This is a genomic window from Streptomyces sp. MS191, assembly GCF_008042125.1.
Classification (GTDB): Bacteria; Actinomycetota; Actinomycetes; order Streptomycetales; family Streptomycetaceae; genus Streptomyces.
In genome coordinates this window covers 4,980-17,794 of record NZ_RDBI01000053.1, presented here as the reverse complement: position 1 = coordinate 17,794, position 12,815 = coordinate 4,980, and the positions used below count along the sequence as shown (strand labels likewise).

The window sequence follows — 12,815 nt, the reverse complement described above, 5'->3', positions numbered from 1 at the left end:
GAGGGGGCGGGGGCTTCACTGTCCGGCGAAGGCGCGGCGCAGCGTCGTGACGGCCAGCTCGATCGCCGACTGGGCCGCGTGCGTCTCACGGAGCGCGTCGAGCATCACGAAGTCGTGGATGACGCCCTGGTAGCGCACGGCGGCGACCGGCACTCCGGCCTCCCGCAGCTTGTTCGCGTACGCCTCGCCCTCGTCGCGGAGCACGTCCGCCTCGGCGGTGATCACCAGGGCCGGCGGCAGACCGGTCAGCTGCCCGACCGTGGCGCGCAGCGGGGAAGCGGTGATCTGCGCGCGCTCCGGGGGTGATGGACGGCGCACCGCGAGTGGTGGCCGCGTACGGCCATCCRTGCGCCCACGTCCAGGTGTCGTGCACTCAGGGACGACCCGGGCGGCCGTACGGCGCGTAGCGTCCGGGACGTGTTCCCGACGAGGGGGCACCCCTGACCGTCACCCACCGTCGAAGAGGCCGGACATGACGTCTCACGCCGCTGTGCCCCCTGTACTCGAACCCGCCGCCGCCGCCTTCGCCGAAGCCACCTCCAAGCCGCCGTACCTCTTCCAGATCCCGCCGGCGGAGGGCCGCAAGGCCGTCGACGACGTCCAGTCCGGGACGGTCGCGAAGCCGCCGGTCGACGAGGAGTGGGTCACCGTCGAGGGTGGCCCCACCGGATCCGTCCGGGCCCGCATCGTGCGGCCGGCCGGAGCCGGGGGTCCGCTGCCGGTGATCGTGTACGTCCACGGCGCGGGCTGGGTCTTCGGCAACGCGCACACGCACGACCGGCTGGTGCGGGAACTGGCCGTCGGCGCGGGCGCCGCGGTCGTCTTCCCGGAGTACGACCGGTCCCCCGAGCACCGCTACCCGGTGGCCGTCGAGCAGAGCTGGACCGTCGCCCGGTGGGTGGTCACCGACGGCACCTCCCACGGCCTCGACGCGAGCCGCGTCGCGGTGGCCGGCGACTCGGTCGGCGGCAACATGAGCGCGGCGCTGACCCTGCTGGCGAAGGAGCGCGGTGGACCCCCCCTGCTCCAGCAGGTGCTGTTCTACCCCGTCACGGACGCCGCCTTCGACACCGGTTCCTACCAGGAGTTCGCCGAGGGCTACTTCCTGCGCCGGGACGCCATGCAGTGGTTCTGGGACCAGTACACGACCGACGAGGCGGAGCGCGCGCAGATCACCGCTTCCCCGCTGCGCGCCACGGTCGGGCAGCTGACCGGTCTGCCGCCGGCCCTGGTGATCACCGCCGAGGCGGACGTGCTCCGCGACGAGGGCGAGGCGTACGCGAACAAGCTGCGGGAGGCCGGAGTGCCGGTCGCCGCCGTGCGCTACCAGGGCGTCATCCACGACTTCGTGATGCTCGACGCGCTCCGTGAGACGCACGCGGCCCAGTCGGCGATCGAGCTGGCCGTCACGACGCTGCGCCGCGCCTTCGCCGGACAGTGAAGCCCCCGCCCCCTCACCTCCTCGCCGATCGGGCGGCGCTCGGCGTCGTAGCAGGCGAGCAGGGCCGGCCCGGCCTCCCCGCCCAGCACGAGGGCGAGTTTCCAGGCCAGGTTGCAGGCGTCCTGGATGCCGGTGTTCATGCCCTGCGCGCCGGTGGGCGGGTGGATGTGCGCCGCGTCCCCCGCGACGAAGACCCGGCCGTCGCCGTAGCGGTCGACGATCCGGTGGCTGATGCGGAAGACCGACGACCACCGCATGCGGGACACGACGGCCGGCCGGGGGGCCAGCCGGTCGACGACGGCCTGGATGTGGCCCAGTTCCGGGCGCCGGGCGCCCTCCAGGCCGTGGGCCACGCCGTCGCCCCGGGCGGGCGCCCCGTCCGCCGCCCCGGCGGCGAGTTCGGGCGGGACCAGCATCGACATGCGGTAGCGGCGGACGCCGGGCAGCGGGATGCAGACCAGCAGGTCGTCCGTGGCGCCGTCGTCGGTCCGGTGCAGCGAGCGCACGCCGTATCCGGCCGGCAGGTCCCAGTCCGTCTCGACGTCGGCGAGCATGTACTCCTCCGGGAACGCCCCGCCCTCGAAGGACAGTCCCAGCCCCTTGCGGACGCTGCTGTGGGCGCCGTCGCAGCCGACCAGGTAGCGGGCCCGGACCTCCTCCTCGGCACCCGCCGCGGTGCGCAGCCGTGCCGTGACGCCGTCCTCGTCCTGGGTGAACGAGAGCAGCTCGGTGCCGCGCTCGATGACCGTCCCCAGGCCCGCGACGTACTCCTCCAGGAGGCGTTCGGTCTCGTACTGCGGCAGCGCGGCGAAGGTGTAGGGCACCTCGGGCGGCAGCACGAGGTCGATGCGGCCCGCCTCCTGCCCGTTGAGGTACATCAGCTGGCCGCGCATCGGCACGGCGGCCTCCAGCACCGCGCGGACCAGTCCCATCCGGTCCCAGATCTCCAGCGTGCGCGGCTGGATGCCGACGGCCTTGGCGTACGGGAGGCGGGCCGGCAGCCGGTCGACGAGCCGGCAGCCCACCCCGCGGCGGCGGAGCTCGGCGGCCGCGCTCAGTCCGACGGGGCCGGCGCCCACGACCAGCACGTCGAGTACGTCGGTTCCTCGGGTGTGCGCCACGGGTGCCTCCCAGTGCTCTCCCCCTGGCGGTGGCCGACCCCGGGCCGGTCCCGTAACCCATGGTCACCCGGCGGGGCGCGCCCGGCGAGCGGGCGGGAGCCGGTTCCGGAAGCGGGCGGCGGGCCGGAGACGGACGCCGGGGGACGCCGACGCGGTGTCCCGCGGGCGGCGGGGAAGCCGTCGGGCCGTCCCGTTCCACCGTTCCAGGGTCGACTGTTCTCGCAGGTCAAGTGCCCTGGAACGTTCCCGTGTCCCAGATCGGCCGGCCGCTCTGGCGGTGGGGTCGGCGGCCGGGCCAGTGTGTGGCCCAGGGCAGCCCGGGCCGACCGGCGCACCGCCCTCCACACCGATCGCACCACGTCACGGGGGAGTTCCCATGCGTACGTTCCGTCACCGCACCACCGTCCTCGCCGCCGCGGCCACCGCCGCACTCACCCTCACGCTGACCGCCTGCGGCGGAGAGGACGGAACCGGCGCCGCCAAGGCCGCCGGCACGCAGGACGGCGGCGCACCGGCCGCCTCCGCCTCCGCCACACCGGGCACCGCCGCCGGCACCTCGGGCACGTCCGGTACCGGCGGCTCCGGCACGTCGGGCACGGGCACCTCCGGCACCTCCGGCACCTCCGGCACCTCCGGCGGCACGGGCGCCTCGAAGGCCGCCGCCAGGCCGAAGGTCGCGACCACGCCGGCCTGCACCCCGAAGGACGTCACCCTGCGCGCCGACCGTCAGGACGGGCCTCCCTACACCCACATCGTGCTCACGGCGAAGAACACCTCGGGCCGCACCTGCCGGCTGGACGGCTTCCCGGAGATCCAGTTCCTGGAGAGCCACCGCGAGAACGTGCCGGCCGTCGCCAAGAGCAAGCCCCCGACCCCGGTCGTCCTCGCCGCGGGCGACCCGGCCTACGCGCTGGTCCGGCTCTCCGACGGCGGCGTCCACGAGGACAACGAGCCGGTGTCGGCCTTCTCCGTCACGCTCCGGGGCAGCGACGACGTGATCGCGGTCCGCGCCCCCGGCGCCGACGGCATCGCCGTCGACCCGGCGAAGTGGAAGACCGGCTACTGGACCTACGAGCTGCGCAACGGCGCCGACGAGTTCTGAGCCGCGCCGCGGAGCACCGAGACGGCGCCTCGGAGCAGGACCGGGGCCGTCCGGCCGCACCTCACGGGTGCGGCCGGACGGCCCCGGTCGCCGCTGCGCGGACGACGCCGTCTCCCCCGCGCGGCGGAGACGGTCCGGACGACAGGGCGACGTCCGGACCCCGCCCCCGGCGCGAGGCTGGGGCCATGCCGATGACGATGAAAGCCCTTCCCGACGTGCCCCGCTGGGCGGTGCTCGCCGCCCACGCCGTGCCGCTGGTCGTGCTGCCCTCCGGGCTGTGGCGGATCGCCCTCACGCTCGGCCTGCCCGTCGCGCACGTCGACGCGATGGGGCCGGGACAGGCCGTCTTCCAGATCGCGCTCACGGTCGTCGGCGAGCTGCTGGCCTTCCTCACCCTGGGCCTGGTCCGGCCCTGGGGCGAGGTGTTCCCGAAGCGGCTGCCCTTCCTCGGCGGTCGCCCGGTCGGCGCGACCGGGGCGACCGCGGCGGCGCTGGCCGGCGCGTTCGGACTCCTCGCGCTGACGGGCTGGTTCACCTACGTGGCGTGCGCGGGGATCGGGCGGGGCGCGACCGGCACGCACACCGAAGGCCCGCTCCAGGAGGCCCTGTTCCTGGTCTGCTACCTGCCGCTCGTCGCCTGGGCCCCGCTGCTGGCCGCCGTGGCGGTCGCCTATCACCGCCGCCGCGCCGGCGCCCGTGCCGCGACGCGCACCGGCGTGGGCGCGCACCGCTGAGGCAGCGGCCCGCGCCCACGCCGGAGCCTTCGGACGGAGATCCCCTCAGGGGGTGCGCCGCACGGGCCGCCGGGGCACGTCCTCGTGCGTGTAGAGGAGGTAGAACGCGGCGAGCGTGATGCACGCCCCCACGACCAGGCCGAGGACGGTCGCGGACCAGATGCTCGAATCGGAGAGGCTGTAGAGGAAACCGATCGCGATGCCCGCGAGCGCTCCCCACGCCGCCGCGTGCGGTTCGCGCGGGATCACGTGTCCCCACCTCCGCAGCGCGTACACGCCGGCGGCCAGCACGAGTCCGGAGACCACTCCGAGCAGGACCAGTCCCCAGGTGAGGACGCCGCCGTCGCGCGGGATGGCCGCCGCGTAGATGCCGTAGGCGAGGCCCAGGGTGACCGGCAGACCGAAACCGTGTGTGCTCAGGTGCCGTCGCGCGGGCACCGCTGCGTGTGCGGCCATGGCAGGGCTCCTTCCCTCTCGCCCCCTCCACCCTCAAGGGCACACCCGGGCCACCTCCCGCGCAACCCGGCCCGCGGGCGGCGCGGACCGCCCCGGGAGGAGGGCCGCACCGCGACCGCGTCGATCTCGAAGGGCATGCCCGGCGGGGCGGGCGGGGCGACCCCGCCGGGCGTCTGCGCGGGCGGCCGCTCCCCGAAGGCAAGCGCCACGCCACGGACCCACGGACCCACGGGCGCCCGGACCGCCGGCGGTCTCGGGCCGCGGCCTCCCGGGCCGGAGCCGTACCGGCGGCCGCCGCGGGGCGCCCGGGACCGCCGGCGGTCTGCCTCAGGGCCCTTCGGCGGCCAGCGACGCCAGGCGGGCCAGCGCCCGGTCCAGGGTCTCCGGCGACGGCGAGGCGAGGCCGATCCGGACCGCGTCGGGCGCCGTGGCCGCGCCCACCGCGAAGGCGCTGCCGGGCGTCACCGCCACGCCCGCGCGGGCGGCGGCCGCGACGAAGGTCTCCGCGCGCCACGGACCGGGAAGGTCCCACCAGCAGAAGTAGGCGTGCGGGGCGGTGCGGATCGCGTACGCGCCCAGGTGACGCCGGACCGACTCCCCGCGGGCCGCCGCGTCGGCCCGCTTGGCCGCCGCGACCCGCGCGACCGTCCCGTCCGCCGCCCAGCGCGTCGCCGCCGCCAGCGCGAGGCCGCCGGCCGTCCACGCCCCGGACCGCAACACCGCGGCCAGCGCCTCCCGCCGAGCGGCGGGCGCCACCAGATAGCCGACCGTGAGCCCGGGGGCGAGCCGCTTGGAGAGGCTGTCGACGAGGATCACCCGCTCCGGCGCGTGCGCGGCCAACGGCGCCGGGGCGTCCGGCTCCAGGAAGGCCCAGGTGGTGTCCTCGACCGCCGTGAGACCCGACTCCCCCAGTACGTCGGCGAGTTCGGCCCGGCGACGCGAACTCGCCGTGGTCGCGGTCGGGTTGTGCAGGGTCGGCTGGACGTACACGGCGGCGAGCGGGGCCGCCCGGTGCGCCGCGGCCAGCGCGTCCGGGCACATCCCCTCGACGTCGGTGGCGATCGGTACCAGCCGGACACCGAGCCGTTCGGCCACCGCCTTGACCAGCGGATACGTCAGCTCCTCGACGCCCAGCCGGCCGCCGGGCGGCACGAGGCAGGAGACCGCGGCCGCGATGGCCTGGCGGCCGTTCCCGGCGAAGAGGACCTCGTCGGGTCCGGGCGCCCAGCCCGCGCGGGCCAGGACCCCGGCCGCGGCCTCCCGGGCCGGAGCCGTACCGGCGGCGGCCGCGGGGCGCCCCGTCGCCTCCCCCAGCACGTCGGCCCGCGCGAGCGACGCCAGCGCCGGACCCATCAACTCCGACTGCCCAGGCACCACGGGGTAGTTGAGCTGGAGGTCGACGGGCGCGGCGCCGGTGGCCTCGGCGAGCGCGGGGCCCGGGAGCGGCGGAGCCGCCCGGACGAAGGTGCCGCGTCCCACCTCGCCGACGACCAGGCCCCGACGGGCCAGCTCTCCGTACACCCGGATCGCGGTCGAGCCGGCGATGCCATGGCGCCTGGCGAACACCCGCTGCGGCGGCAGCCGGTCACCGGGCCGCAGCCGACCGTCGGCGATCCGTGCCGCCACCCGGTCGGCGATCCGGCGGTAGTCGTCCACCCCGCCCCCTCCCGTCACATTGCACCGAGAGCAAAGATCTTATTGCACCGACATCAACCCCCTGCCTAGCCTCTGACCATGCCTTCCGCAGAGATCGACGGACTCACGATCGGCTACGAGGACAAGGGCACGGGCCCCGCGCTCGTCCTCGTCCACGGCCACCCCTTCGACCGCACCATGTGGCGCCCGCAGACCGAGCGCTTCGCCGCCTCGCACCGGGTCGTCGCGCCCGACCTGCGCGGCTACGGGGCGACCACGGTCGTCCCCGGCACCACCCCGCTGTCCGCCTTCGCCGGGGACCTCGCCGCCCTCCTCGACCACCTCGGGATCGACCGGTTCGTCCTCGGCGGGCTCTCCATGGGAGGCCAGATCGTCATGGAGTGCCACCGCCTCTTCCCCGAACGCATCCGCGGGCTCGTCCTCGCCGACACCTTCCCGGGCGCCGAGACCCCGGAGGGCAAGGCCGCCCGCAACGCCATGGCCGACCGGCTGCTCGCCGAGGGCATGCGCGGATACGCGGACGAGGTCCTGGACAGGATGGTCGCCCCGTACAACACCCACGCGGCGGCGCACGTGCACCGGATGATGTGCGCGACCGACCCGGCAGGCGCGGCGGCCGCCCTGCGCGGCCGGGCCGAACGCCCCGACTACCGCGCCCTGCTCGCCACCGTCTCCGTACCGGCCCTGGTGGTCGTCGGCCGCGACGACGCGTACACCCCGGTCGCCGACGCCGAGGCCATGCACGCGGCGCTGCCGGACTCCACCCTCGTGGTCGTCGAGCGGGCGGCGCACCTGCCGAACCTGGAGCGGCCCGAGGAGTTCGACACGGCCCTGGCGGCGTTCCTGGCCGGCCTCGACCCCTCGGGGCGGTGACCCACAGGCCCCGTTCACCCGTTCGGCTCAGTTGACGGGTGCTCCCGGGCCGACGGCCGGACCATGAGGCTCATGAGCCAGAACACCGCATCCCCCGAGCCGAGCACCAAGAGCGCGTGGGCCTCCGGCGGCACGCTGTTCGCGGGTGTCCTCATGCTGGTCATCGGCATCATGGACATCATCTGGGGCATCGCCGGGATCGCCGAGGACGACGTCTACACGCGTGTCGGCGACTACACCTTCAAGTTCGACCTGACGTCCTGGGGCTGGATCCACCTGATCCTCGGGATCATCGTGGTCCTCTCCGCCTACGGGATCCTCAAGGGCACCGAATGGGGACGGGCCGCGGGCATCACGCTCGCCGCCCTGAACACGATCGCCCACTTCCTCTCGCTGCCCTACCAGCCCTGGTGGTCGCTGTTCACCATGGCCATCTCGATCTTCGTGATCTGGGCACTGGCCACGGACACGCAGTCCTTCGGCCGGACGAAGGGCTGAGCCACAGGTGAACCGCATCCGAACCGGGGCCCTCACCGCCGCGTCCGCGCTCCTCGCCGTCGCCCTCACCGGATGCGACGAGGTCAAGGACACGGCGGGGGACATCGTGGCCACCGCGACGGCCGCGGCGGCCTCGGCCGCCCAGGAGAAGATGAACGAGGTCAAGGACGGGGTGAACGCCACCGGAGACGTCAAGGCCGGTGCCACGAAGCCCGACGGCGACCGGACCGTCTCCGAGATCACCGCGACCAACCCCACGGACACGCAGGCCGACTACACGGTCTGGGTCAACTTCCGTGACGACGAAGGGAACCTGCTCGACGCGGTCGTCCTGAACATCGACGGCGTCGCGCCGGGCGCGTCGAAGAACGGCACCGCGCGCAGCAACCGGACGCTCTCCGGCGCCACGAAGGCCGAGATCGGCCAGGCCCTGCGGCACTGACGCCGCGACGGGACGGCGGGCGGCCCCCGGGCCGCCCGCCGTCCCGCGCCGGGATCCCCGGCGGCCGTCTCCCGCTCCGTGCCGCCCCGGCACCCGCCCCGCCACACCGGCCGTACGGGAGGGGGCGGGTGCCGGGACGCCACCGCGCGGGGGCGACCCGCTGGTCAGAGCCGGTCCGCCGGCTCGGTACCAGCCGCCCGCGGCCGGACGCGCGCACCCCGGCCGTACGGAAGCGGGCGTGCTCGACCTGCACGCCGGGCGCCGATCGGCCACGCTTGAGTACATGGACCCCATGTACGACGACGCGCAGATCCTCGGGAACATCGGCTCCCTCGTCGAGGAGGAGCGCGCCCTGCGCGAGCGGGTGGGCGGCCTGCTCGCGGAGGAGCGGTCCCGGCTCGCCGAGCTGGAAGTGCAACTGGACCAGTGCTGGGACCTGTTGCGCCAGCGTCGCGCGAAGGCGGAGTTCGGCGAGGACCCGGACACGGCGGCCGTCCGCCCGGCGGCGGAGGTGGAGGGATACCGCAACTGACGTCGAAGACCGGCAGGGACCGGGACCCGTAGGGGGAGGAATGGCACGACCCGCGGGACTCAGCCCGCCACCCTGGCTCACCGCGGGCCTGCGCCCGCAACCCGCCCCCGTCCCCTGGGCCGCCGTCGCCCGCGCCTCGGTCGCGCTCGCCGCGCCGCTCGCCGTCGGCTTCGCCCTCGACCAGCCCGTGTCCGGGGCCCTGGTCTCGATGGGCGCCCTGTCCGGGGTCATCGGCGACACCGCCGACGCGTACCGGATGCGCTTCTACAACATCGCCGTCCCCCAACTCTTCGGCGCCCTCGGCGTCACCCTCGGATCCCTGGTCCACGGCCAGGGCTGGCTCGCCGTCGTCGTCCTCACCGCGATCGCGCTGGTCTCCGGGATGATCTCCTCGATCGGCGCGGTGGCCTCCGTCTCGGGCCTGCTGCTGCTCCTCAACGCCGTCGTCGGCGCCGGCCTGCCCCTGCCCGACCCGTGGTGGAAGGCGCCCTTCCTGCTCACCCTCGGCGGCGTCGTCGTCCTCGCGCTGACCCTGCTCGGCTGGCCGCTGCGCGGCGGGGTCCCCGAACGCACGGCGGTCGCCGGGACCTACCGCGCCGTCGCCGTGCTGTTCGAGGCCGCGGGCTCGGACACGTACGACGAGAAACGCCGGGCCGTCACCACCTCGCTCGACCAGTCCTACGACCTCGTCCTGGCCCGGCGCACCCGCCAGCACGGCCGCACCCCCGTCCTGGTCCGCCTGCTCGCGCAGCTGAACGTGGTGATCCCGCTGGTGGAAGCCGCGCCGGCCGCGCACCTGGCGGCCCGCCGCTTCCACCGGCCGGTACCCCCGGAGATCCCGGCCGCGGTCCGCGACCTGGCCGACGCGGTCGAGGAGGGCCGCACCGGCACCCCCGTCCTGGACCTGCCCGAAGCCGCGCGCCCCTCCGAGAGGGCCGTCGACCAGGCCCTGCGCCACGCGGCGACCGTCGTCCACGAGGCCGAGCCGGACCCGTACAACGTCGACGACCGGCTCGGCCGCCCCGCCGCCCTGCGCATCCGGGTCCGCCGCACGACCCGCGCCGTCCTGCTGTCCGAGCCCTCCTGGCGCTACGGCCTGCGGCTCGCGCTCTGCATCGGCCTCGCCCAGTCGCTGGTCTCCCTGGTGCCCGTGCCCCGCTCGTACTGGGTCGCCCTCACCGTCACGTTCGTGATGAAGCCCGACTTCGGCTCCGTCTTCTCCCGCGCCGTGCTCCGCGCCCTCGGCACCGCGGCCGGGCTCCTCGTCGCCGCGCTGCTGCTGGCCGAGCTGGAACGCGGCTGGTGGGACGTCCCGGTGATGCTGGTCCTCGGGGGACTGATCCCGGCCTTCTCCGCGAAGGGCTACGCCTTCCAGACCGCGGCGATCACCCCGGTCATCCTGCTGCTCTCCGACCTGCTCAACGAACAGGGCGTCGACCTGGTCCTGCCCCGGCTGTACGACTCCCTCATCGGCTGCGCCATCGCCCTGATCGCCGGATACCTGCTGTGGCCGGAGTCCTGGCACACCCGGATCGGCGACCGGCTCGCCGACGCGGTCGCCGACACGGCCACCTACGTGACCTGCGCCTTCGATCCGGTGCCGCAGAGCCAGGCGGTCCGGGTCCGGGCCCGGCGCGCTCTCTACCGGGACCTGTCGGCCGTGCGCTCCGAGTTCCAGCGGGCCCTGACCGAGCCGCCGCCGACCGGCACCCTCGCCACCGCCTGGTGGCCCCTGGTCGTCGCCGTGGAGCGGATCGTCGACGCGACGACCGCCGCCCGGGTCCGCGTCGACCACGGCGCCGCGCCACCGGAGCCTTCCGAGGTCGCCGCCGTCGAACGGCAGTTGCGCGAACTCGCGGACGGACTGCGCAGCAGCAGCGTCCTGGTGGAGGTGCGGGCCGAGCTGCTGGGCGACGAGGAGGGGGTGCTCGCGCCCCTGCGCCAGGAGGTCCGGGCGGCCCGCGCGATCGCCTCTCCCCGCGGCGAGAACGGACCGGACGGAACCTAAACCCGCCGCATGGGGCGTACGGATGCCCTTACCGGCGGTCACCCGTGAGAACCCTCCCCGCCGCCGTTACCGGATTCCACGGAGGCGACTACGATGCGCTCGATTCACCTTGATCCGCGCTCACCGGAGCGGTCAACCGACCCGATGACACGGTCATTTCGTCCTGCACCACCTCCCGTGCCACCCAAGGACATCCGCCATGCGCACCACCACCGGCAGAGGGCTCCAGCCCAATGTCCTCGGGACGTTCGACACCATCGTCATGGCGGTCGCGGGCAGCGCACCCGCCTACTCGCTGGCCGCCACCACCGCCGTCCTGTTCGGGGCGGTCGGCCTCGCCGGACCCGCGGCCCTGCTCTACTGCGCGATACCGATGCTCGGCATCGTCCTCGCCTACTCCCGCCTGGGCCGGATCGACGTCAACGCGGGCGCCGGGTACTCCTGGGTGGGCCGCACGCTGCACCCCTTCCTCGGCTTCCTCTCCGGCTGGGCCCTGGTGGTCGCCGCGACCGTCTTCATGGTCGCCGGATCGCTGCCCGCCGGAGCGCTCACCCTCTCCCTCTTCGACGCCGGCCTCGCCGAGAACACACCGCTGTCGGCCGCCGTCGGCTTCGGCTGGTTCCTGCTCATGCTGCTGGTCGTGCTCGGCGGCGCCCGACTGACCGTCCGCGCCCAACTGCTCATGTCGGGCGTCGAGATCCTCATCCTCGTCGGCTTCGTGCTGGCCGCGCTGCTGCACCGTGGGCACGCCGTCGCCTTCGACTGGTCCTGGCTGGGCCTCGGCCACTTCGACGGCCCCGCCGGCTTCGCCTCCGGCGCGCTGATCGCCGCGTACTACTACTGGGGCTGGGACGTCACCAGCAACCTCAGCGAGGAGACCCGTGACAGCCGGCGCACCGCCGGACTGGCCGCGCTCGTCGGCGTCGGCGTGGTCTTCCTGCTCTTCGAGGCGTTCACCATCGCCGTCAACGTCCTGCTGACCGCGGAGCAGATCGAGGCCGGCGGCGCGGGCGTCCTCGCCGTGCTCGGCCAGGAGATCTGGCCGGGTGTCGGCGGCAAACTGCTGATCGTGGCCGTGCTGCTGTCCACGATCGCCACCCTGGAGACCACCCTGATCCAGGTCACCCGCTCCCTGTTCGCGATGGGCAGGGACCGGACGATGCCGGCCGCGCTCGGGACGGTCCACCGCCGCTGGAACACGCCGTGGGTGGCGATCGTCGCGGTCGGCGCCGCCGCCCTCGTGATGTTCGGAGCCGCGGCCGCCGCCGGCTCGATGGGACAGATCCTCGAACACGCCGTCGCCGCGATCGGCCTCCAGATCGCCTTCTACTACGGACTGGCGGGGATCGCCGCCGTCGTCGCGTACCGCGGGATGCTCCTCGGCTCGGTGCGCAACCTCCTCCTCGGCGGCGTCTGGCCGCTGCTCGGGTCCGCCTTCATGTTCTGGGCGTTCGCCGAGTCGCTCGGCGAACTGTCCACGCCCTCCCTGGTCATCGGTCTCGGCGGTCTCCTCGTCGGCGTGGTCCCGATGATCGTGTACTGGCGCAAGGGCAGTTCGTACTACCGGCCCGCCCGGCTCGACGCCGCCCGCGCCCTCGCCGCGGCGGAGCCGTTCGCGCCGAGCACCCCGCGCGCCCGCCGTCCGGACGAGACCCTCGCCACCGACTTCTGACCACCGCCCCGCCGCYGACCGTCCCCCTCCGCCGAACCGCCGGCCCGCCGGCGACGTACTCAGCACCACGCCCCGCTCCGCACCGACGTCCCGCCCCCGAGCCGCGCACCGCCGCCGAGGAGGAGGTTGCGCACCGAGCCGAGGAGCATCCCGCGGTACGCGACGACGGCGGCGATCCCCGCCAGTCCGTAGTAGAAGGCGATCTGGAAGGCGATCTGGAGGCCGATCGCGGCGACGGCGTGTTCGATGATCTGTCCCATCGAGCCGGCGGCGGCCGCGG

The 12,815-nt window shown here is 74.8% G+C and carries 11 protein-coding genes and 3 pseudogenes; 9 read left to right on the top strand and 5 right to left on the bottom strand.

Features of this window, described 5'->3' with window-relative positions; translation table 11 throughout:
* Positions 1-15 precede the first annotated feature (15 nt).
* A pseudogene (locus tag EAO71_RS23040) lies at positions 16-297 on the bottom strand (alpha/beta hydrolase); the annotation flags it as partial.
* A 175-nt stretch (positions 298-472) separates the two neighbouring features.
* Between EAO71_RS23040 and EAO71_RS23035 the strand changes: the two are divergent.
* Entirely contained in the window at positions 473-1,441 is a 969-nt protein-coding gene (locus EAO71_RS23035) for an alpha/beta hydrolase (protein ID WP_147979733.1), read from the top strand.
* 5 nt (positions 1,442-1,446) lie between these two features.
* Here EAO71_RS23035 and EAO71_RS23030 read toward each other — a convergent pair.
* Positions 1,447-2,562 (bottom strand): annotated as a pseudogene (locus EAO71_RS23030) (FAD-dependent monooxygenase); the annotation flags it as partial.
* Between the two features lie 376 nt (positions 2,563-2,938).
* Here EAO71_RS23030 and EAO71_RS23025 point away from each other — a divergent pair.
* A complete protein-coding gene (locus EAO71_RS23025) occupies positions 2,939-3,664 on the top strand; it encodes a DUF4232 domain-containing protein (protein WP_147979732.1) in 726 nt (241 codons plus the stop codon).
* 185 nt (positions 3,665-3,849) lie between these two features.
* On the top strand, positions 3,850-4,398 hold the full coding sequence (locus EAO71_RS23020) for a hypothetical protein (protein ID WP_261992301.1): 549 nt from the start codon (positions 3,850-3,852) through the stop codon (positions 4,396-4,398).
* Positions 4,399-4,443: 45 nt separating this feature from the next.
* Here the strand turns inward: EAO71_RS23020 and EAO71_RS23015 are convergent, their stop codons facing one another.
* Positions 4,444-4,854: a hypothetical protein gene (locus tag EAO71_RS23015; RefSeq protein WP_147979731.1), complete on the bottom strand. Its 411-nt coding sequence runs from the start codon at positions 4,852-4,854 to the stop codon at positions 4,444-4,446.
* 327 nt (positions 4,855-5,181) lie between these two features.
* Entirely contained in the window at positions 5,182-6,510 is a 1,329-nt protein-coding gene (locus tag EAO71_RS23010) for an aminotransferase-like domain-containing protein (protein WP_147979730.1), read from the bottom strand.
* Positions 6,511-6,588: 78 nt separating this feature from the next.
* Here EAO71_RS23010 and EAO71_RS23005 point away from each other — a divergent pair, with 78 nt between their 5' ends.
* The 6 genes from EAO71_RS23005 (at position 6,589) to EAO71_RS22980 (ending at position 12,535) form a co-directional block, all read left to right on the top strand.
* On the top strand, positions 6,589-7,383 hold the full coding sequence (locus EAO71_RS23005; RefSeq protein ID WP_147979729.1) for an alpha/beta fold hydrolase: 795 nt from the start codon (positions 6,589-6,591) through the stop codon (positions 7,381-7,383).
* Positions 7,384-7,455: 72 nt separating this feature from the next.
* On the top strand, positions 7,456-7,881 hold the full coding sequence (locus EAO71_RS23000; RefSeq protein ID WP_147979728.1) for a DUF7144 family membrane protein: 426 nt from the start codon (positions 7,456-7,458) through the stop codon (positions 7,879-7,881).
* A 7-nt stretch (positions 7,882-7,888) separates the two neighbouring features.
* Positions 7,889-8,323 carry a hypothetical protein gene (locus EAO71_RS22995; protein ID WP_187282795.1) on the top strand — a complete coding sequence of 145 codons (435 nt, stop codon included), beginning with the start codon at positions 7,889-7,891 and terminating at the stop codon, positions 8,321-8,323.
* Positions 8,324-8,615: 292 nt separating this feature from the next.
* Positions 8,616-8,855 (top strand): DUF2630 family protein, encoded by a 240-nt coding sequence (locus tag EAO71_RS22990; RefSeq protein ID WP_147979735.1) that lies wholly within the window; start codon positions 8,616-8,618, stop codon positions 8,853-8,855.
* Between the two features lie 40 nt (positions 8,856-8,895).
* Positions 8,896-10,863 carry an FUSC family protein gene (locus tag EAO71_RS22985; RefSeq protein ID WP_147979727.1) on the top strand — a complete coding sequence of 656 codons (1,968 nt, stop codon included), beginning with the start codon at positions 8,896-8,898 and terminating at the stop codon, positions 10,861-10,863.
* 199 nt (positions 10,864-11,062) lie between these two features.
* Positions 11,063-12,535, top strand: coding sequence for an APC family permease (locus tag EAO71_RS22980; RefSeq protein WP_147979726.1), 1,473 nt, complete (start codon positions 11,063-11,065; stop codon positions 12,533-12,535).
* Between the two features lie 59 nt (positions 12,536-12,594).
* Here the strand turns inward: EAO71_RS22980 and EAO71_RS22975 are convergent.
* Positions 12,595-12,815 (bottom strand): annotated as a pseudogene (locus tag EAO71_RS22975) (hypothetical protein); the annotation flags it as partial.